The sequence below is a fragment of the Exiguobacterium sp. s6 genome (assembly GCF_018618155.1).
Classification (GTDB): Bacteria; Bacillota; Bacilli; order Exiguobacteriales; family Exiguobacteriaceae; genus Exiguobacterium; species Exiguobacterium mexicanum_A.
Genome location: NZ_JACSLN010000001.1, coordinates 334,304 through 348,411, shown reverse-complemented (window position 1 = coordinate 348,411; position 14,108 = coordinate 334,304). Strand labels below are relative to the sequence as shown.

15 protein-coding genes are annotated in these 14,108 nt (G+C 52.6%); 4 read left to right on the top strand and 11 right to left on the bottom strand.

Going from position 1 to position 14,108, the window contains the following annotated elements:
- Window positions 1-28 precede the first annotated feature (28 nt).
- Complete coding sequence (locus KNP75_RS15790; RefSeq protein ID WP_084592868.1) at window positions 29-568, top strand: CPBP family intramembrane glutamic endopeptidase; 540 nt, start codon at window positions 29-31, stop codon at window positions 566-568.
- Between the two features lie 245 nt (window positions 569-813).
- Here KNP75_RS15790 and KNP75_RS01915 read toward each other — a convergent pair whose 3' ends face one another.
- From KNP75_RS01915 to KNP75_RS01880, 8 genes are all read right to left on the bottom strand, one after another.
- The gene (locus tag KNP75_RS01915; protein ID WP_215189530.1) at window positions 814-1,845 is read right to left on the bottom strand and encodes a FecCD family ABC transporter permease; all 1,032 of its coding nucleotides are present in this window, start codon (window positions 1,843-1,845) and stop codon (window positions 814-816) included.
- A complete protein-coding gene (locus KNP75_RS01910) occupies window positions 1,842-2,855 on the bottom strand; it encodes a FecCD family ABC transporter permease (protein WP_371816335.1) in 1,014 nt (337 codons plus the stop codon). The genes KNP75_RS01915 and KNP75_RS01910 overlap by 4 nt, the downstream gene beginning before the upstream one ends.
- A gap of 10 nt (window positions 2,856-2,865) precedes the next feature.
- Window positions 2,866-3,903, bottom strand: a complete 1,038-nt coding sequence (locus tag KNP75_RS01905) for an iron-siderophore ABC transporter substrate-binding protein (protein WP_021066227.1) — start codon at window positions 3,901-3,903, stop codon at window positions 2,866-2,868.
- Between the two features lie 136 nt (window positions 3,904-4,039).
- Entirely contained in the window at window positions 4,040-5,017 is a 978-nt protein-coding gene (locus KNP75_RS01900) for a carbohydrate kinase family protein (protein WP_215189528.1), read from the bottom strand.
- 77 nt (window positions 5,018-5,094) lie between these two features.
- Entirely contained in the window at window positions 5,095-6,579 is a 1,485-nt protein-coding gene (locus tag KNP75_RS01895; RefSeq protein WP_215189526.1) for a glycoside hydrolase family 32 protein, read from the bottom strand.
- 17 nt (window positions 6,580-6,596) lie between these two features.
- The gene (locus tag KNP75_RS01890; RefSeq protein ID WP_215189524.1) at window positions 6,597-7,838 is read right to left on the bottom strand and encodes an MFS transporter; all 1,242 of its coding nucleotides are present in this window, start codon (window positions 7,836-7,838) and stop codon (window positions 6,597-6,599) included.
- A gap of 158 nt (window positions 7,839-7,996) precedes the next feature.
- Window positions 7,997-8,977, bottom strand: a complete 981-nt coding sequence (locus KNP75_RS01885) for a LacI family DNA-binding transcriptional regulator (RefSeq protein ID WP_214753788.1) — start codon at window positions 8,975-8,977, stop codon at window positions 7,997-7,999.
- Between the two features lie 89 nt (window positions 8,978-9,066).
- The gene (locus KNP75_RS01880; protein ID WP_215189522.1) at window positions 9,067-9,663 is read right to left on the bottom strand and encodes an FMN-binding negative transcriptional regulator; all 597 of its coding nucleotides are present in this window, start codon (window positions 9,661-9,663) and stop codon (window positions 9,067-9,069) included.
- A 103-nt stretch (window positions 9,664-9,766) separates the two neighbouring features.
- Here KNP75_RS01880 and KNP75_RS01875 point away from each other — a divergent pair, with 103 nt between their 5' ends.
- Window positions 9,767-10,453 carry a haloacid dehalogenase type II gene (locus tag KNP75_RS01875; RefSeq protein WP_215189520.1) on the top strand — a complete coding sequence of 229 codons (687 nt, stop codon included), beginning with the start codon at window positions 9,767-9,769 and terminating at the stop codon, window positions 10,451-10,453.
- Here KNP75_RS01875 and paiA read toward each other — a convergent pair.
- Together paiA and KNP75_RS01865 are read right to left on the bottom strand one after the other, a co-directional pair.
- Window positions 10,428-10,949: a spermidine/spermine N(1)-acetyltransferase gene (gene paiA, locus KNP75_RS01870; RefSeq protein WP_214802428.1), complete on the bottom strand. Its 522-nt coding sequence runs from the start codon at window positions 10,947-10,949 to the stop codon at window positions 10,428-10,430. The genes KNP75_RS01875 and paiA overlap by 26 nt on opposite strands.
- A gap of 8 nt (window positions 10,950-10,957) precedes the next feature.
- A complete protein-coding gene (locus KNP75_RS01865) occupies window positions 10,958-11,410 on the bottom strand; it encodes a MarR family winged helix-turn-helix transcriptional regulator (RefSeq protein WP_214798729.1) in 453 nt (150 codons plus the stop codon).
- Window positions 11,411-11,552: 142 nt separating this feature from the next.
- On the opposite strand from KNP75_RS01865, the gene KNP75_RS01860 reads away from it, so the two are divergent.
- Together KNP75_RS01860 and KNP75_RS01855 are read left to right on the top strand one after the other, a co-directional pair.
- Window positions 11,553-11,909 carry a DUF2200 domain-containing protein gene (locus tag KNP75_RS01860; RefSeq protein WP_215189518.1) on the top strand — a complete coding sequence of 119 codons (357 nt, stop codon included), beginning with the start codon at window positions 11,553-11,555 and terminating at the stop codon, window positions 11,907-11,909.
- Complete coding sequence (locus KNP75_RS01855) at window positions 11,909-12,331, top strand: DUF1801 domain-containing protein (protein WP_215189516.1); 423 nt, start codon at window positions 11,909-11,911, stop codon at window positions 12,329-12,331. The genes KNP75_RS01860 and KNP75_RS01855 overlap by 1 nt, the downstream gene beginning before the upstream one ends.
- 39 nt (window positions 12,332-12,370) lie before the next feature.
- Here the strand turns inward: KNP75_RS01855 and KNP75_RS01850 are convergent, their stop codons facing one another.
- Window positions 12,371-14,080 (bottom strand): methyl-accepting chemotaxis protein, encoded by a 1,710-nt coding sequence (locus KNP75_RS01850; protein WP_215189514.1) that lies wholly within the window; start codon window positions 14,078-14,080, stop codon window positions 12,371-12,373.
- Between the last annotated feature and the right edge of the window lie 28 nt (window positions 14,081-14,108).

Genomic DNA, 14,108 nt, shown 5'->3' with positions numbered 1-14,108 from the left:
TGTATTTTATCTGACGGTCTTTCCAGGTATGTTGCTGGTGTTGGCGAATACATTGAATTTATGGAGCACCTTTCGAGAGTTATATCGATTCTTGATTATCTTGTCGCTAGTCGTCTTGATGAACACTTTATTGTTCTCAGAAGTCAAGATGATCTATCTGACACTATCTGCGTTAACATTATTGGCAGGGTCTTTCGTGTTCGAGTATTTTCAATCTTATCGAAACGTAAGGCTCGATTTTTTTAAGAATCGCTATACGTTACTTGCCATCGTATCAATTCTTCTCTACCCGATTGTTGAGGAACTGGTGTTTCGCTATTTTCTGTATCAGCATTTCGTGAGTTTTGGATTTCCAATCCCATATTATTTTTTGGTGTCCAGCCTATCGTTCACTGTGACCCACATGTTCCATCAAGGCACGAAGTCTATTTACAAAATCGTGTTCGCACTTGGTCAAAGTGTCTTATATTGGTACTCCCAAGAAATCCTGTTATGCATCATCGTACATATGTGCTTCAACGTATTTGTATACTTCGATAAAATGAGTCGGATTAACAAGTACACCTAAAGTCGTATATGTGAGACTACCAAAATACCATTTTTGGTAGTATTAAACGAGCTTGTATACATTCGATGGCGAATGTATACAAGCTCGTTTTTAACAACTTCATCTAGAGATTGACCCGAAACTTTTTCTGATGTATACCGCCTTCGCTCGCTCATCAAACGTGACTAGTCGAAGCCCGCTCTTCCCTTCAAGCCGCGTACTATTCTAGTAATCAGTAGTTTACAAAAGATATGGCTCCGTTCTCTTTATAGTTCCCCTCTCCGGTTCATCCGGATCAAGAGGTAAATCAAATACGGCGCCCCGACCATGCCGGTGATGACACCAACCGGGTAGCGGGCCGTGAAGGCGAACTGACCGATGAGATCGGCCGCGAGCACCAAGATGACGCCGACGAGTGCCGCCGGGATGATCGTCGAACGGCCGTCCCCAACGAGCCGCTTCGCGATCGGTCCAGCCAGGAACGCGACGAAGGCGATCGGTCCGGTCGTCGCCGTCGCGAGCGCCAGCATGAGCACCGAGGCGACAATGAGCAGCACCCGCGTCTGGTTCGTCTTGACACCGAGTGACGTCGCCGTCATCTCCCCGAGCTCTAAAATCTGCAACTGTCGGCTGAGTCGGAGGATGACCGGGAGGCAGAGCGCGACCGCAATCATGAGCGGCGGGAGCGTCTCCATCTTCACCCCGTTCAAGCTACCGCTCAACCAGCGCATCGCCGTCCCGACATCGTTTTGGCGGCTAATGAGTAGCAGATAGTTGATGACCGCCGTCAGCATCGCTTGAATCCCGATGCCGACTAAGACGAGCCGGCCAATCGAGAAGGCGGCGCCTTTCGACAAGAAGTAGATGGCGAGGACGGTCAACAGCCCGCCGATAATCGAGATGATGGAGACGAACGTATCGCTCGCCTGTAAGACGACGATACCGAACACGGCCGCCGCACTCGACCCGGTCGTGATGCCGATGACGTTCGGGTTGGCGAGCGGGTTACGAAGCATCGTTTGGAACACCGTCCCGGCAATCCCGAACGCAAGTCCGGCGAAGACACCGGCGAGCATGCGCGGCAGACGAATCGTGCCGACGGCGAACGAGGCGCCCGGTACTTGATCCCCGAACAAGACACGGACGACGTCCGCGACCGGATAAATGGTGTTGCCGAGCATGAGCATCGTCGCGCTCAACGTAAGGGCCAGCGCGAACAAGACGAGCGTCACGAAGACGGTCCGTTGCCGGCGCTTACGACTGTTATGGATGATGGGTTGAATCGATTGGTTCGTCATACGCCACGCACCTTCACTTTCATCGTCAAAGCGATCAAAATCGGTGCCCCAACGAACGCCGTGACGATCCCGACTTCGAGTTCCCCGGGACTACCGAGCAACCGTCCCGCCACGTCAGCGAACGTCAATAAAATCGCGCCGGTGAGTGCTGACATCGGGATGATATAGCGTTCATCTGCTCCGATGACCAAGCGAACGAGGTGCGGCGCGAGTAAACCGATAAAACCGATTGGCCCGGCCAATGCCGTCGCCGCCCCGCACAAGATGACACCTGCGAACGAGGCGATCCCTTTCAACGTGCCGATGCGGACACCGAGACCTGTGGCGAGCTCTTCCCCGAGCGCCAAGATGTTGAGGGACGGTGCCGCCAAGATGGCGATGACGATACCGCCGATAAAGAACGGCAGGAACGTCATAATCGAGTCCATCGTCCCGGCCCCGACGCTACCGACCTGCCAGAACCGGAACTGGTCCATGACGTTCGAGCGCGGAATCATGATGGCCATGACGAGTGACGACAAGGCCGCACTCGTCGCCGCGCCGGCCAAGACGAGCTTGAGTGGCGTCGAACCGCCCCGGCCGAGCGACCCGATTCCGAACACGAACGCCGCCGTCAAGAGCGCGCCGGCGAGCGCGAACCAAATATAATCGCTCGCGGTCGAGATGTTGAAGAAGGCGATCCCGACGACGACGAACAGGGCCGCTCCCGTGTTGACCCCGAGAATGCTCGGGTCGGCGATCGGGTTGCGCGTCACCGACTGCATCAATGCGCCCGAGACACCGAGTGCTGCCCCGCACATGAAACTGAACACCGTCCGAACGACCCGCTGCCGGACGATGTCCGCTTCATACGACTGAACAGCCGGACGGAATAAACCGTCAAGCAGTTCATCCCATCCGACTGTCCGTGAGCCGAAAGCAAGCGAAGCGAGCATACAGACGACGAGCAGGACGAGCGACCCTACGAGGAGGAGCCCGAACCGTTTCGGCGTGTGTAACTTCTTCGGCATATTCATTTGATTACTCGACTTTCGCGAGTGCTTCTGACACGAGTTTCACATAGTCGTCAATCGTATATTCGATCGAGAGTGGTGATGGTGTCCCAGCAGCCGCGAGCGGCGTGTTATCTTCGATCATGACGACCGAACCGCGTTTGATGGCCGGCACTTTGCTGTAGAGCGGGTCAGCTTGAAGTGCTTTCAACGTCTCTTCGTTCCCGTAGGCGACGAAGATGTCGACGTCGTTCAAGATGTCAGCGTTCTCTGAGCTGAGCTCGAGGTAGAAGCTGTTCTCATCTTTGATTTGGCTTGTGATGTTCTCAGGGTACTCCATGCCGAGCTCTTCGATGAAGGCACCGCGTGGGTCACCCGTCGTGTAGATGTAGAACTTCGACAGGTCGTCCGGGCTGAGCGCGACGAATGCCGCTTTCTTCCCTTTCATCTCCGGTACTTCAGCTGCCTTGTCGGCGATGAGTTTCTCTGTGTCTTCAATCAACTGTTTGCCTTCTTCTTCCATGCCCATGGCCATTGAGTCGTAACGAACCGTGTCCTGCCATGATGACACCCAAGGCGTCTCTTGGTATGCGACGACCGGTGCGATTTCTGTCAACGTGTCGTAATCTTCTTGCGTGATGCCTGAGTAGGCGGCAAGAATGACGTCCGGCTGTGAGTCGGCGATCGCTTCGAAGTCGAGGCCGTCCGTATCTTGATAGATGTTCGGGTTTTCTTCACCGAGGTCTTTCAACTTGTCAGCCGTCCATGGCAACATGCCGCTGCCGTCTTGGACACCGTAGTTCGCAGCCGAGAAACCGACTGGTACGACGTCGAGCGCGAGCGCCACGTCTTGGTTCGACCAACCGACGGTTGCGACGCGTTCTGGCTTCTTGTCGATGACCGTCTCGCCTAACGCGTGTTTGATGGTGATTGGATAGCCTTCTGCCGTTTCGGCAGATTCATCTGTCGTGGCTGCATCTTCGTTGTTCGAGCCGCATCCTGCGAGCACGAGCACGAAAGCAGACATGATGATGAACATATGTAGCATTTTCTTGTAGCTGTTCATGTCCTAGTCCCCTTTTTTCTGTATGACAACGTTTTACGCCGACATTGATAATCATTATCATTTATGAGTATAGGATGAATGTCTTGACGTTGTCAATGTGAACTTCCATCTATGTTGGACAAGAAACAGCTTTTTATTAAACGCTATGCGTGTCTAATAACGTATTGACATGGGTTTGCGTCGGTAAAACGTCAATCGCACCTTTCACCGATGCGACGAGCGCGCCAGTCGCATTGGCAAACCGTAAGACCTCTTCGCCCTGACGACCTATGAATGGTTCGAGCGTGGAAAAGGTCGTCTCATTCGCAAGCAACTGATATAAAAATCCCCCCATAAACGCGTCGCCGGCACCTGTCGTGTCAGCGACCTTGATTGGAAACGCAGGTGCCTCACAGGTGTGATTTTTTGTATAAATCGTGGCTCCTCGCGCCCCTTTCGTATAGAGCACGATGCGCACATTGCCTTTAAACAAGGAAGCGATCGCTCGTTTTTGTTCGGGGATACCCGTGATGAATTCAAGCTCTTCTTCCGACACTTTGAGGATATGGGCGAAAGGCAGAAACTCTTGAATCGTCTGTTTGTAGACGTCTAAGTCATTCCAAAGTGAGGTGCGTACATTCGGGTCAAAACTGATGATGCCACCGGCTTGTGTCATCCATTCGATTGCACGACGATGGGCATATTTCATCGGACTCTCGACCAAGTCGACCGACCCAAAATGAAAAATATCCTGTTGATTGAACCATTCTCTCTTCACTTCATCCTCATTCAGTAATAAATCAGCCGACGGATTTCGATAGAACGAAAAGTCTCGATCGCCGTCCTCTTTTACCGAGACGAACGCTAACGCTGTATTCGCTTCACTCGTCCGGAAGATGTGTTCGACGCCAACCCCTTTCTCTTTCAGTGTAGAAACCAAATAGTCCCCGAACGCGTCATTGCCTAGCTTTGTAATCAGTGAAGATCGTCCTCCTAATGAAGCCACGACGGCAGCTACGTTTGCCGGGGCCCCTCCTGCGACCCGTTCAAACGTCGTTACTTGGTCCAACGATTGTCCTTTCGTATGCGCAATCAAATCAATTAGCGCCTCACCCATACAATGAAGTTGTCTCATGTTCATTTCCATCCTTTCTCATTTTCATAAAAAGGGCCAAGCCCCACCTCGAAAGATGGATACTTGGCTCTGCATGTTTATTGTTCGTTCCACACATCGCTCAAACTCCAAACACGGCACGATTTGATGTCGACACGTCCCCCCTCGGAATAGAACGATAGACCGAGACTTGTCGGATCCGGATAAATCCGGCTCGTCATCACCGTCGTCCCACCGTTGGCGAATACTTCTACTGATGAGCGGTCCAAGAAGAGACGCAAACTGAGCACATCACCTTCTCCTTCGACCTCGACCGTTCTCACCCCATCGACGCCCACACCTGACTTCGTCCGATCGAGTGATAGTTGTTGCGTCTTCGTCGAGAAGCGAATGACCGTCTCTTGCTCCCCGTCCTCACTGCGACGCAACTTGATGCCGAATGTCTCCGCCGTCACATCACGTAAGGAAAACTCAACTTCTACTTCGAGCAACTCCTCTGTGACGTCGGTGACGATCTCTGTGTCCTCGATGGTCGATAGATTCAAGTCAAATCGTTTCGAACGAAGGGCCGTCAGCTCTTCGACCGGCTCCATCTTGATGCGGCGGTCCTCCATCCGCGTCAGCACACGTGGTAACGTCAACGCCCCGGCCCAGCCATGTTCTTTCGTCGGCATCTCCGATTCCCACATGTCCATCCACCCGATGGCGATGCGCCGGCCTTTGTCATCGAGCAACGTCTGCACGGCATAAAAATCATGTCCATAATCGAGTTCTTTAAATGCGCCCCGGTCGAATGTGTTCGTCTCATAGTCGAACGACCCCGTCATGTATCCGGTCTGGAATAGGTTTTGATAACGGTCACCTTCTGGTTTCATCCCTTGCGGTGAGAACAAGAGCACGTGCTCGCCGTCGAGTTCAAAGAAGTCCGGACATTCCCACATGTATCCTTCCGTCCCATCACTCTCTCCGAGCACACCGAGATACTGCCATTCCTTCAAATCTGCCGACTTGTAGAGGATTGCCTTCCCGATGTCACCTTTTCGGGTACCGAGGACCATGTACCATTCGTCTTCGTGCTTCCATACTTTCGGATCACGGAAATGACCAGAACCGTCTTCCGGGTGCGTCGGGATGACCGGATTTCCAGGATGCTTCTCAAAGTGGATGCCGTCGGTGCTCGTGGCGATACATTGAGATTGGTCGAGAATATCTTTCTCCTTGTCAATGAAGAGATTACCCGTATAAATCAATGTGAGGACACCATTGTCATCGACCGCGCTCCCAGAGAAGCAACCGTCCAGCTCGTATTCCTCTGTCGGGGCGATCGCAATCGGGAGGTGCTCCCAATGGACGAGGTCTTTACTCTTCACGTGTCCCCAATGCATCGGTCCCCAATTCTCGTCGTACGGATGGTGTTGATAGAAAACATGATACTCACCTTTGTAGTGAATCAGTCCGTTCGGATCATTGATCCAATTGGCCGGTGCCATGATGTGATAGCCGAGCCGATACGTCGTGTCTAGTTTCGCTTTCGCTTCGGCCACTGCTTTGTCTGCCTCTGTATGTGTTGTGTGCGTTAACATATGATCGCTCCTTTAAGTTAAATGACTTGTCCCATATCTTTTGATGTTGGTTTTTGAAGATCGGTCTTCTTCTCGTTCAATAACGTGAACATCGAGATGACCGTGAACGCGAGAACGATGGCTCCCATCGCTAAATACGTTTGTCTAAATCCGATACTGTCATAGAAGTATCCGGCAGCCGGTGACATGATTGACTCCCCGACCTGTTTGGCGAACTGGAAACCGACGAGATACAGCACCGACGATAGACGCGTATCGAAATTGGCTGCCAAGTATTTGAAGATTGCGACGAGCATAATCGGCAACTCCAAGGCGTGAATCAGCTTCATCGACGAGATACCGATTGGTCCCTCGACAAGCCCCGAACCGACAATCCGGAACGCCATCAAGTATCCGGCAAGAATCAAACTGTTCTTCGCCCCAAGTTTATTGACGACGAACGGTGCGGCGAACATCATTCCAGCCTCTAAAAAGACCTGCAGTGAATTCAAATAGCCGAACACCTGGTTCCCTTGTGCTTCCGTCGGGAAGAGCGACGAGTAATAGACCGGGAACTGTTGGTCGTACACGCCGTACACGCAGGCGACACCAATCACATACAGCATCAAATACCAGAAATCTTTCAACGTGAACAAATGACCGACGTCTTTCAATGTGACCGAGGCCGCCCGCTCCATCTCGACATCCGTGACTTCTATCTTGATGGACAAGATGATCGCGACCAAGACGATGGCCGAGACCGACGCCACCCAAAAGTTGATGTTTGGGTTGATGTTGAACAACTGCCCTGCGAAGAACGTCGCTGCAGCCCACCCGAGAGAACCCCACATTCTCGTCTTCCCGTACTCAAAATCGTATTTCCGTCCTACTTTTTCAATATACGACTCGATTGCACCAATCCCGGCAAGGAAGGCCGTCCCGAGATAGAGCCCCCCGATAGCGGCACCGATGATGACGTTGTACTGAAGGAGTGGTCCGTATACATAGATGTAGAACGGACCGACAAACACGAGCAGCACGCTGATAAAGAATAAAATGTTTTTCTTTAGACCAATCTTATCGGAGATGAATCCATAGAGCGGTTGCATCAACAGCGCAAAGATAGCGTTTACAGAAAAGACCAAGCCAGTCTGGGCGCCAGTCAGTTGCATCTCTTGACCGAGCCAAATCGAGAACAGTGAATAACTCGACGACCAAGTGAAAAAGAAGAAGAAGAAATAGGCACTTAGTTTCCAATACAAGATTTTTGACGTTTTCATGATGGTGTCTCCCTCAAAAATAGAATGAACTACAAATTGAAAGCACTTTCAAAATCATAATATGTCAACCGCTTTCATATGTCAACCGGTTGACATATTGTTGTCACTTTTTTTCTTGGATTGAAAAAACCCGCTCCTCGTACAGAGCGGGTCCATCTTTAAGCGTCGGCGCCTTGAATCATACGGACGGGAAGTTGAATTTCTCTACCTTCATCCGTAAATTCCCCGTCGATTTCTTTCAGCAGAAGATCGATGGCCGTCTTCGCAATCTCTTCGATCGGTTGTTGTACGGTCGCGAGTTCTGGCAAGAGCGAGCGGACTGCCTCGGTCCCATCATAGCCCACCACTTCGATTTTTCGTGACGAGTGTTTAGAAGCTTTCATCACGCGCATGAAGGAAGCCGCGAACAAGTCGTTCGTCGCGAACACCCCATCGAGCTCCGGTTGTTCTTCAATCAACTTTTGCATGACGGCTTCTTGACTCGTACGGTCAAAGACTTCTTCGACCTCGTACACGATCGGTTCTTGACCGTGTGCTTTCATCACGTCGAGGTAGGCTTGCCGTCTGAGGCGGGCCGGTGTCTCGAGTGACCCTTCCCCATCGATCAAAGCGATGCGGCGACAGCCTTTTGTCCATAAATAATCGGTCGCCAGCTTACCCCCTTGATAATTATCCGAACTAACGACCGGAATCGTATCAGATAAGTAACGGTCAATTGCCACGACCGCCAAATTTTGTTTATGGTAATCGAGAATCCCACGGTTATGTGTCCCGACGATAATGCCATCGACTTGGTTTCGGAGCAACATCTCCAAATAACGCTCTTCTTTATCGACTTGGTTCAAACTGTTGCATAGGAGCACTTTGTACCCGTTCGCTGCACAGTAGTTCTCAATATGGAACGTGAGCTCCCCGAAGAACGGGTTGGCCGTTGTCGGTAAAATCAAGCCGATTAAGTGCGAGCGCTTATTGAACAGTGACCGCGCCACATCGTTCGGAAAATAGTTGAGTTCTTGCATTGCCGCCTCAACTTTTGTTTTAGTCTTTTCACTGATATAGCCACGATTGTTCAACACACGTGACACGGTTGTCGGAGAAACCCCAGCCAACTTGGCTACGTCCTCAATCTTTGGTTTCATCGAATCGTTTCTCCCTTCCTAGCTCTCGCTTTCAATTATACAAAACTGTGCGCGTTGATGCAGGATTGGAGTGGATTCAGTGAAGAAAATCAGGGACGGTTGTTTCGCATCACATCCGCCATCGGACACCCTGCTTGCTCGAGCTCGGAGACGATGCGTGTATAATCCGTCTCGTTTCGATTCTGGCTCAGCTTGAACGCGGCCTGCATCTCTTCGATGTCAATGCGGAACCCGACGACGCCGTATTTCTGCCGCTGTACCGGTTCCGATAACTCCTCCCAGACGACGGCGTGCTCGCGGTCCCCTTCATGGTCTTGAAGCAGTCCGGCCAGATCCTCCTCAAGTTGTGCCTCGTTCATAATCGTCGCCTGTCCGTAGGCATGCACCGCCTGATAGTTCCACGTCGAGACGTCCTCATGCCCGTACCACGACGCCGACACATAGGCGTCCGGGCCTTGGACAATCAAGAGCACGGTCTGGTCTTCAATCGTTTGCCATTGCGAATTGTTTTTCGCGATGTGTGTCGTGAACCAAGCATGGCCATCTTTTTCATGAAACCGGAGCGGTACGTGCGTCGCGATCGGCTTCTGTCCGTCATGCGTGACGACGGTGCCGAACGGATGGACCTTCAGAAAGGCGTGGACTTCTTTCGGATCATTTACAGCGTATAGTTTTGGGACGTACATCGTATTCCTCCTGTCTTTAGGCTTCCGGTCACCCCTTCTTCCGTCTAAGCTACGTCAACTAGGGTAAAGAGTAGATGACGCGATTTTACTGAGGAGGGATTTGATGAAACCGACGATTCAAGCATTCGTGTTCGATGTATACGGGACCTTGTTCGATGTTCATTCCGTCCAGGCGGCGTGTGACGAACAGTTCCCCGGAAAAGGTGACCAAATCAGCCAAGCGTGGCGGACGAAACAGCTCGACTACTTCTTTACTCGCCACATCATGGGGCGCTATGAGGACTTCTCTGTCGTCACGCGTGACGCGCTCCGGTATGCCTTGTCGGCGGCCGAAGTGACGTGGACGCCCGAGACCGAGGACGCATTGATTGCGACATATGCGGAGCTGTCGCCGTACAAAGAAGTCGAGGACGTGTTGAAGCAGCTGCAACCTAAACAGACCGTCGTTCTTTCGAACGGGACGGACGCGATGCTCGAGAAACTCATCCAAAACGCCGGGTTCACCGACCTGTTCGATGAACTCGTCAGCATCGACGGCATCAAACAAGCCAAGCCGTCACCGGCCGCCTACATGCACTGGTTCAAGAACAGCGGGTTGAAGCGGGACGAGGTGCTGTTTATGTCCTCGAACGGTTGGGACATTGCCGGTGCGAAGAACTTCGGATTCCATACCGCTTGGATCAACCGCGACAGCAAACCGGTCGATATGCCCGACCTGGCCCCTGACGCCGTCTACGAGGACTTGTCAGGCATACTGGAATGGGTCACGGACGAAGCGGCTTGGCCATAATCAAATCGACTTGAGCGTCGTCACCCATATAAAACGTATGCGCCCCGGTCTGGACGAAGCCGTGCTTTCGGTAAAAGGCGAGTGCCTTATGGTTATGTTCCCACACACCGAGCCAGATTTCACGTTTGTTCAGTTCGCCTGCGCATGTGATGGCCTGGTCATACAACGCCTTCCCGACGCCACTACCTTGGAACTTCCGTCGCACATAAATCCGTTCGAGTTCGAACGCCTCTTCGCCCATGGCCTCGGTCTGGGCGTTGTTGGCGTTCACTTTTAGATAACCGGCGACTTCCCCGTCAAGTATGGCGAAGAAGAACTGTGAGTCCGGATTCGAAAGCTCTTTTTTAAGTTGCGCTACGTTGTACGCCCGCTCGAGATACGCGGCCAAATGCGCCGGGTCATTCTCCGCTTCGAACGTTTCCGTGAACGTCTCGATGCTGATGGTGCGAAGTGCGTCAACGTCTTCGATTGTACAAGCTTTGATGGTGATCATGATTGTTCCCCCTAGTAGTCTCGTTTCTTCCCTTTTTTCACGGCATCCCAGTCCCCTTCGATATTGTGGCGGACCCGCTTCAACAGCCGGAGCAGCTGCTCGGCTTCCTGGTCGCTCAGCCCGGCGAGCGCGACATCCGTCGAATGCTCATGCTCGCGGATGATGACCGGATACAGCGCCTTGCCCCGTTCAGTCGGGACGAGCCGCTTGATTTTCTTGTTGTGCGGGTCGTCCTGCTTCGTGATCAACCCGTTCGTTTCCAACTTTTGAACCGCCCGCGCCGCCGTCGTCCGATCGACTTTGATCAATTCGGCGAGCTTCTCTTGAATGATGCCCGGCTCCTCACAAATCCGGACCAAATATAAATATTGCCCTTTCGTCAGCTCGAGCTCTTTGAACTCGATATTGCTGATCGAGTCGAGGGAACGGGCAATCATCCCGATTTCACGCAACTGGTCTCTCATACAATCCTCCTGATTGTTGTATTTACAATATGTTACGTTTAGTATAATCCATTTAGTTGCATTTGCAACAAAAAGTATTTTAGATATGAGCTTAGATTATGTGAGAAAATAAAGGTATCATTCCACGAAACGAGGGGATCTCATGGCACACCGCATCTACACGACGAGCTTCGCGAGCGTCTATCCGCTCTATGTCGCGAAAGCCGAACGGAAAGGCCGGACGAAAGACGAAGTCGATACGATCATCCGCTGGTTGACCGGTTATGACGAGGCCGGGCTTGAAAGTCAACTTGAAGCCGAGGTCGACTTCGACACATTCTTCGCCACCGCACCCAAGATGAACGAGGACCGCGCCTTGATTAAAGGTGTCGTCTGTGGCGTCCGCGTCGAGAACGTCGAGGAGCCGCTCATGCGCGAAATCCGTTACTTGGACAAACTCGTCGATGAACTCGCCAAAGGCAAGGCGATGGCGAAAATCTTACGGGGAGGCGATGTCTGATGGATTATACGACGCTCGTCGACGACAAACGGCTCGACGCCTTCATCCGTTTGATTGATGTCATCGATACGAACTTACCGGCCGGGTTCGAGAAGACGACCGACGGGAACGGCATCCATTATGTCGTCCCGCTGTCGACGTATCCATCCGGGTATCACGTCACGCCGGGCACTCCGCTCCCGTTCTTGAGCGTCATCGCCCAGAAGAACCATGTCGCCGTGTATCATAGGGGCGTCTATAGCGACCCGGAACTGCTCCGCTGGTTCGAGGAATCCTACGCCGCCCAAGTGCCGACGAAATTGAACATGGGCAAGAGCTGTATCCGCTTCGGCAACGTCAAGCATATCCCGTACGACTTGATCGGCGAGCTCGTCTCGAAGATGACGCCGGAGCAATGGATTACGGCTTACGAATCACGCTAAAAAAGGCAGGTCGAATTGTTTCGACCTGCCTTTCGTCTGTCAGACGATAAATTTATTTGTCATTTGACGCATCTCGTCTGCCATGTTCGACAGTTCTTGGGCCGAAGCCGTGATCTCTTCCATCGACGCCATCTGTTCTTCCGTCGCCGCCGAGGTGTTCTCGGTTTCGGTCGCGGTCGTCTCCGTGATGCCTTGGATCTCGTTCACGGACGTCAAAATCTCGGTTGCCCCGGCTGCCATCTCTTGAACGGCGCCCGACACTTCCTCGACTTTTTGTCCGACCTCTTCGATCGCCCGCTTGATATCCTCGAATGCGTCGCCCGCTTGTTGGACGTTCGTGACGCTATGGCCCATCTCGCTCTCGACGATGTGCATCGTTTGGACGGCTTGTTTCGTCTCCGTCTGCGTATCCCCAATCAAACCGGAGATGCGTTTCGTCGCGACGGCCGACTCTTCGGCAAGTTTCCGCACTTCTGACGCTACGACGGCGAATCCGCGTCCTTGGTCACCGGCCCGCGCCGCTTCGATGGCCGCGTTCAAGGCGAGCAAGTTCGTCTGTTCGGCGATACCGGAAATCGTGCCGGTGATGCTGCCGATTTCTTGCGAGCGGACGTCGAGTTGACCGACGACCGTCTGCAACGCCTTCACTTTCTCGTTCATCGCCTCGAGCTGGGACTCGAGCGTCTCAATCAATTCATTGCCGGTCCCGACTTTTTGGAGTGCCCCGTCTGACAACTCGGTCATATGTTGGGCGCTATTCGAGACGTGATGAATCCCGTTCGTCAGTTCGGTCAATGTGCTGTTCGATTCCTTCACCCGCGTCAATTGACGGAGCGATCCCGACGCAATCTCTTCCATCGTGACGGCGACCATCTCCGTCGCTTTCGTTGTCTCTTCGACGTTCGATTTCAAATCGTCCGATGACGTGGCGACCCGTCCCGCCGTCGACGTGACGTTACTAATCAAGTCACGCAAGTTGTCTTTCATCTGATTGAACGACACGACGAGCGACCCGATCTCGTCACGTGACGTGTAGGTGCTGTCGACCGTCAAGTCTCCTTCACCGGCTCGGCTCATGAGCCCATTCAACTCACGAACCGGTCGCACGATGAGACGCGTAATGTAGATTCCGAGCCCGATTGATACGAGCGCCCCGATGGCGACGAGCACCCAGAAGACGAGCACTGACTGGGCACGATTTTCCTGCATCGTCTGACTGGCCGTCTCGGCTTCTTGATTGATTCCATCCATGACGACCGTGGCTGTTTCGACGAGCGCGAGGCGGATTGGGCGTAGCTCGCTGACATATTGGCGATAGGCTGCCGTATTCTCGTTTCTGATTGCCGGTTGCAAGACGATATCAACCCGTTCCAAATACGTCGTAATCAACGTATTCAAATCTGCGACCTGTTGTTGCATGTCAACATTTGTCGAAGCGAAGTTCTCATTGAACAACCTTAAATTCTCGACCATGCTGTCTCGTCGCTCCGTAATATTTTCTTGGAGTTCCGCGTTACGACTTTCTTCGGTTGCCAACATCAACTCGAGTACATAACCTTCAAGCGCACGGTTGTCCGTCCGTATCTGACCGAGCGCCCGAATCGGCAGCAACCGCTCTTCGTATAATTCTTCCCCCGCGTCGGCCATCCGTCCCATTAGGACATGACTGAGCGCCGCGATGATGACGAGCGTTGCAATGAACACGGTGATAAGTACCGTAAATTTTTTAGACATATTTAAATTCTTCATGATCATCCCCCCTATCTGCTTTATCGTA

Bases quoted from the DNA above. Each gene is read 5' to 3' on its own strand.
- KNP75_RS01890 (WP_215189524.1), bottom strand. From the start codon at position 7,838: ATGAAAACGTCAAAAATCTTGTATTGGAAACTAAGTGCCTATTTCTTC.
- KNP75_RS01900 (WP_215189528.1), bottom strand. From the start codon at position 5,017: ATGAGACAACTTCATTGTATGGGTGAGGCGCTAATTGATTTGATTGCG.
- KNP75_RS01880 (WP_215189522.1), bottom strand. From the start codon at position 9,663: ATGTACGTCCCAAAACTATACGCTGTAAATGATCCGAAAGAAGTCCAC.
- KNP75_RS01860 (WP_215189518.1), top strand. From the start codon at position 11,553: ATGGCACACCGCATCTACACGACGAGCTTCGCGAGCGTCTATCCGCTC.
- KNP75_RS01850 (WP_215189514.1), bottom strand. From the start codon at position 14,080: ATGAAGAATTTAAATATGTCTAAAAAATTTACGGTACTTATCACCGTG.
- KNP75_RS01895 (WP_215189526.1), bottom strand. From the start codon at position 6,579: ATGTTAACGCACACAACACATACAGAGGCAGACAAAGCAGTGGCCGAA.
- KNP75_RS01910 (WP_371816335.1), bottom strand. From the start codon at position 2,855: ATGCCGAAGAAGTTACACACGCCGAAACGGTTCGGGCTCCTCCTCGTA.
- KNP75_RS01865 (WP_214798729.1), bottom strand. From the start codon at position 11,410: ATGAGAGACCAGTTGCGTGAAATCGGGATGATTGCCCGTTCCCTCGAC.
- KNP75_RS01855 (WP_215189516.1), top strand. From the start codon at position 11,909: ATGGATTATACGACGCTCGTCGACGACAAACGGCTCGACGCCTTCATC.
- KNP75_RS01905 (WP_021066227.1), bottom strand. From the start codon at position 3,903: ATGAACAGCTACAAGAAAATGCTACATATGTTCATCATCATGTCTGCT.
- KNP75_RS15790 (WP_084592868.1), top strand. From the start codon at position 29: ATGTTGCTGGTGTTGGCGAATACATTGAATTTATGGAGCACCTTTCGA.
- KNP75_RS01915 (WP_215189530.1), bottom strand. From the start codon at position 1,845: ATGACGAACCAATCGATTCAACCCATCATCCATAACAGTCGTAAGCGC.
- KNP75_RS01885 (WP_214753788.1), bottom strand. From the start codon at position 8,977: ATGAAACCAAAGATTGAGGACGTAGCCAAGTTGGCTGGGGTTTCTCCG.
- KNP75_RS01875 (WP_215189520.1), top strand. From the start codon at position 9,767: ATGAAACCGACGATTCAAGCATTCGTGTTCGATGTATACGGGACCTTG.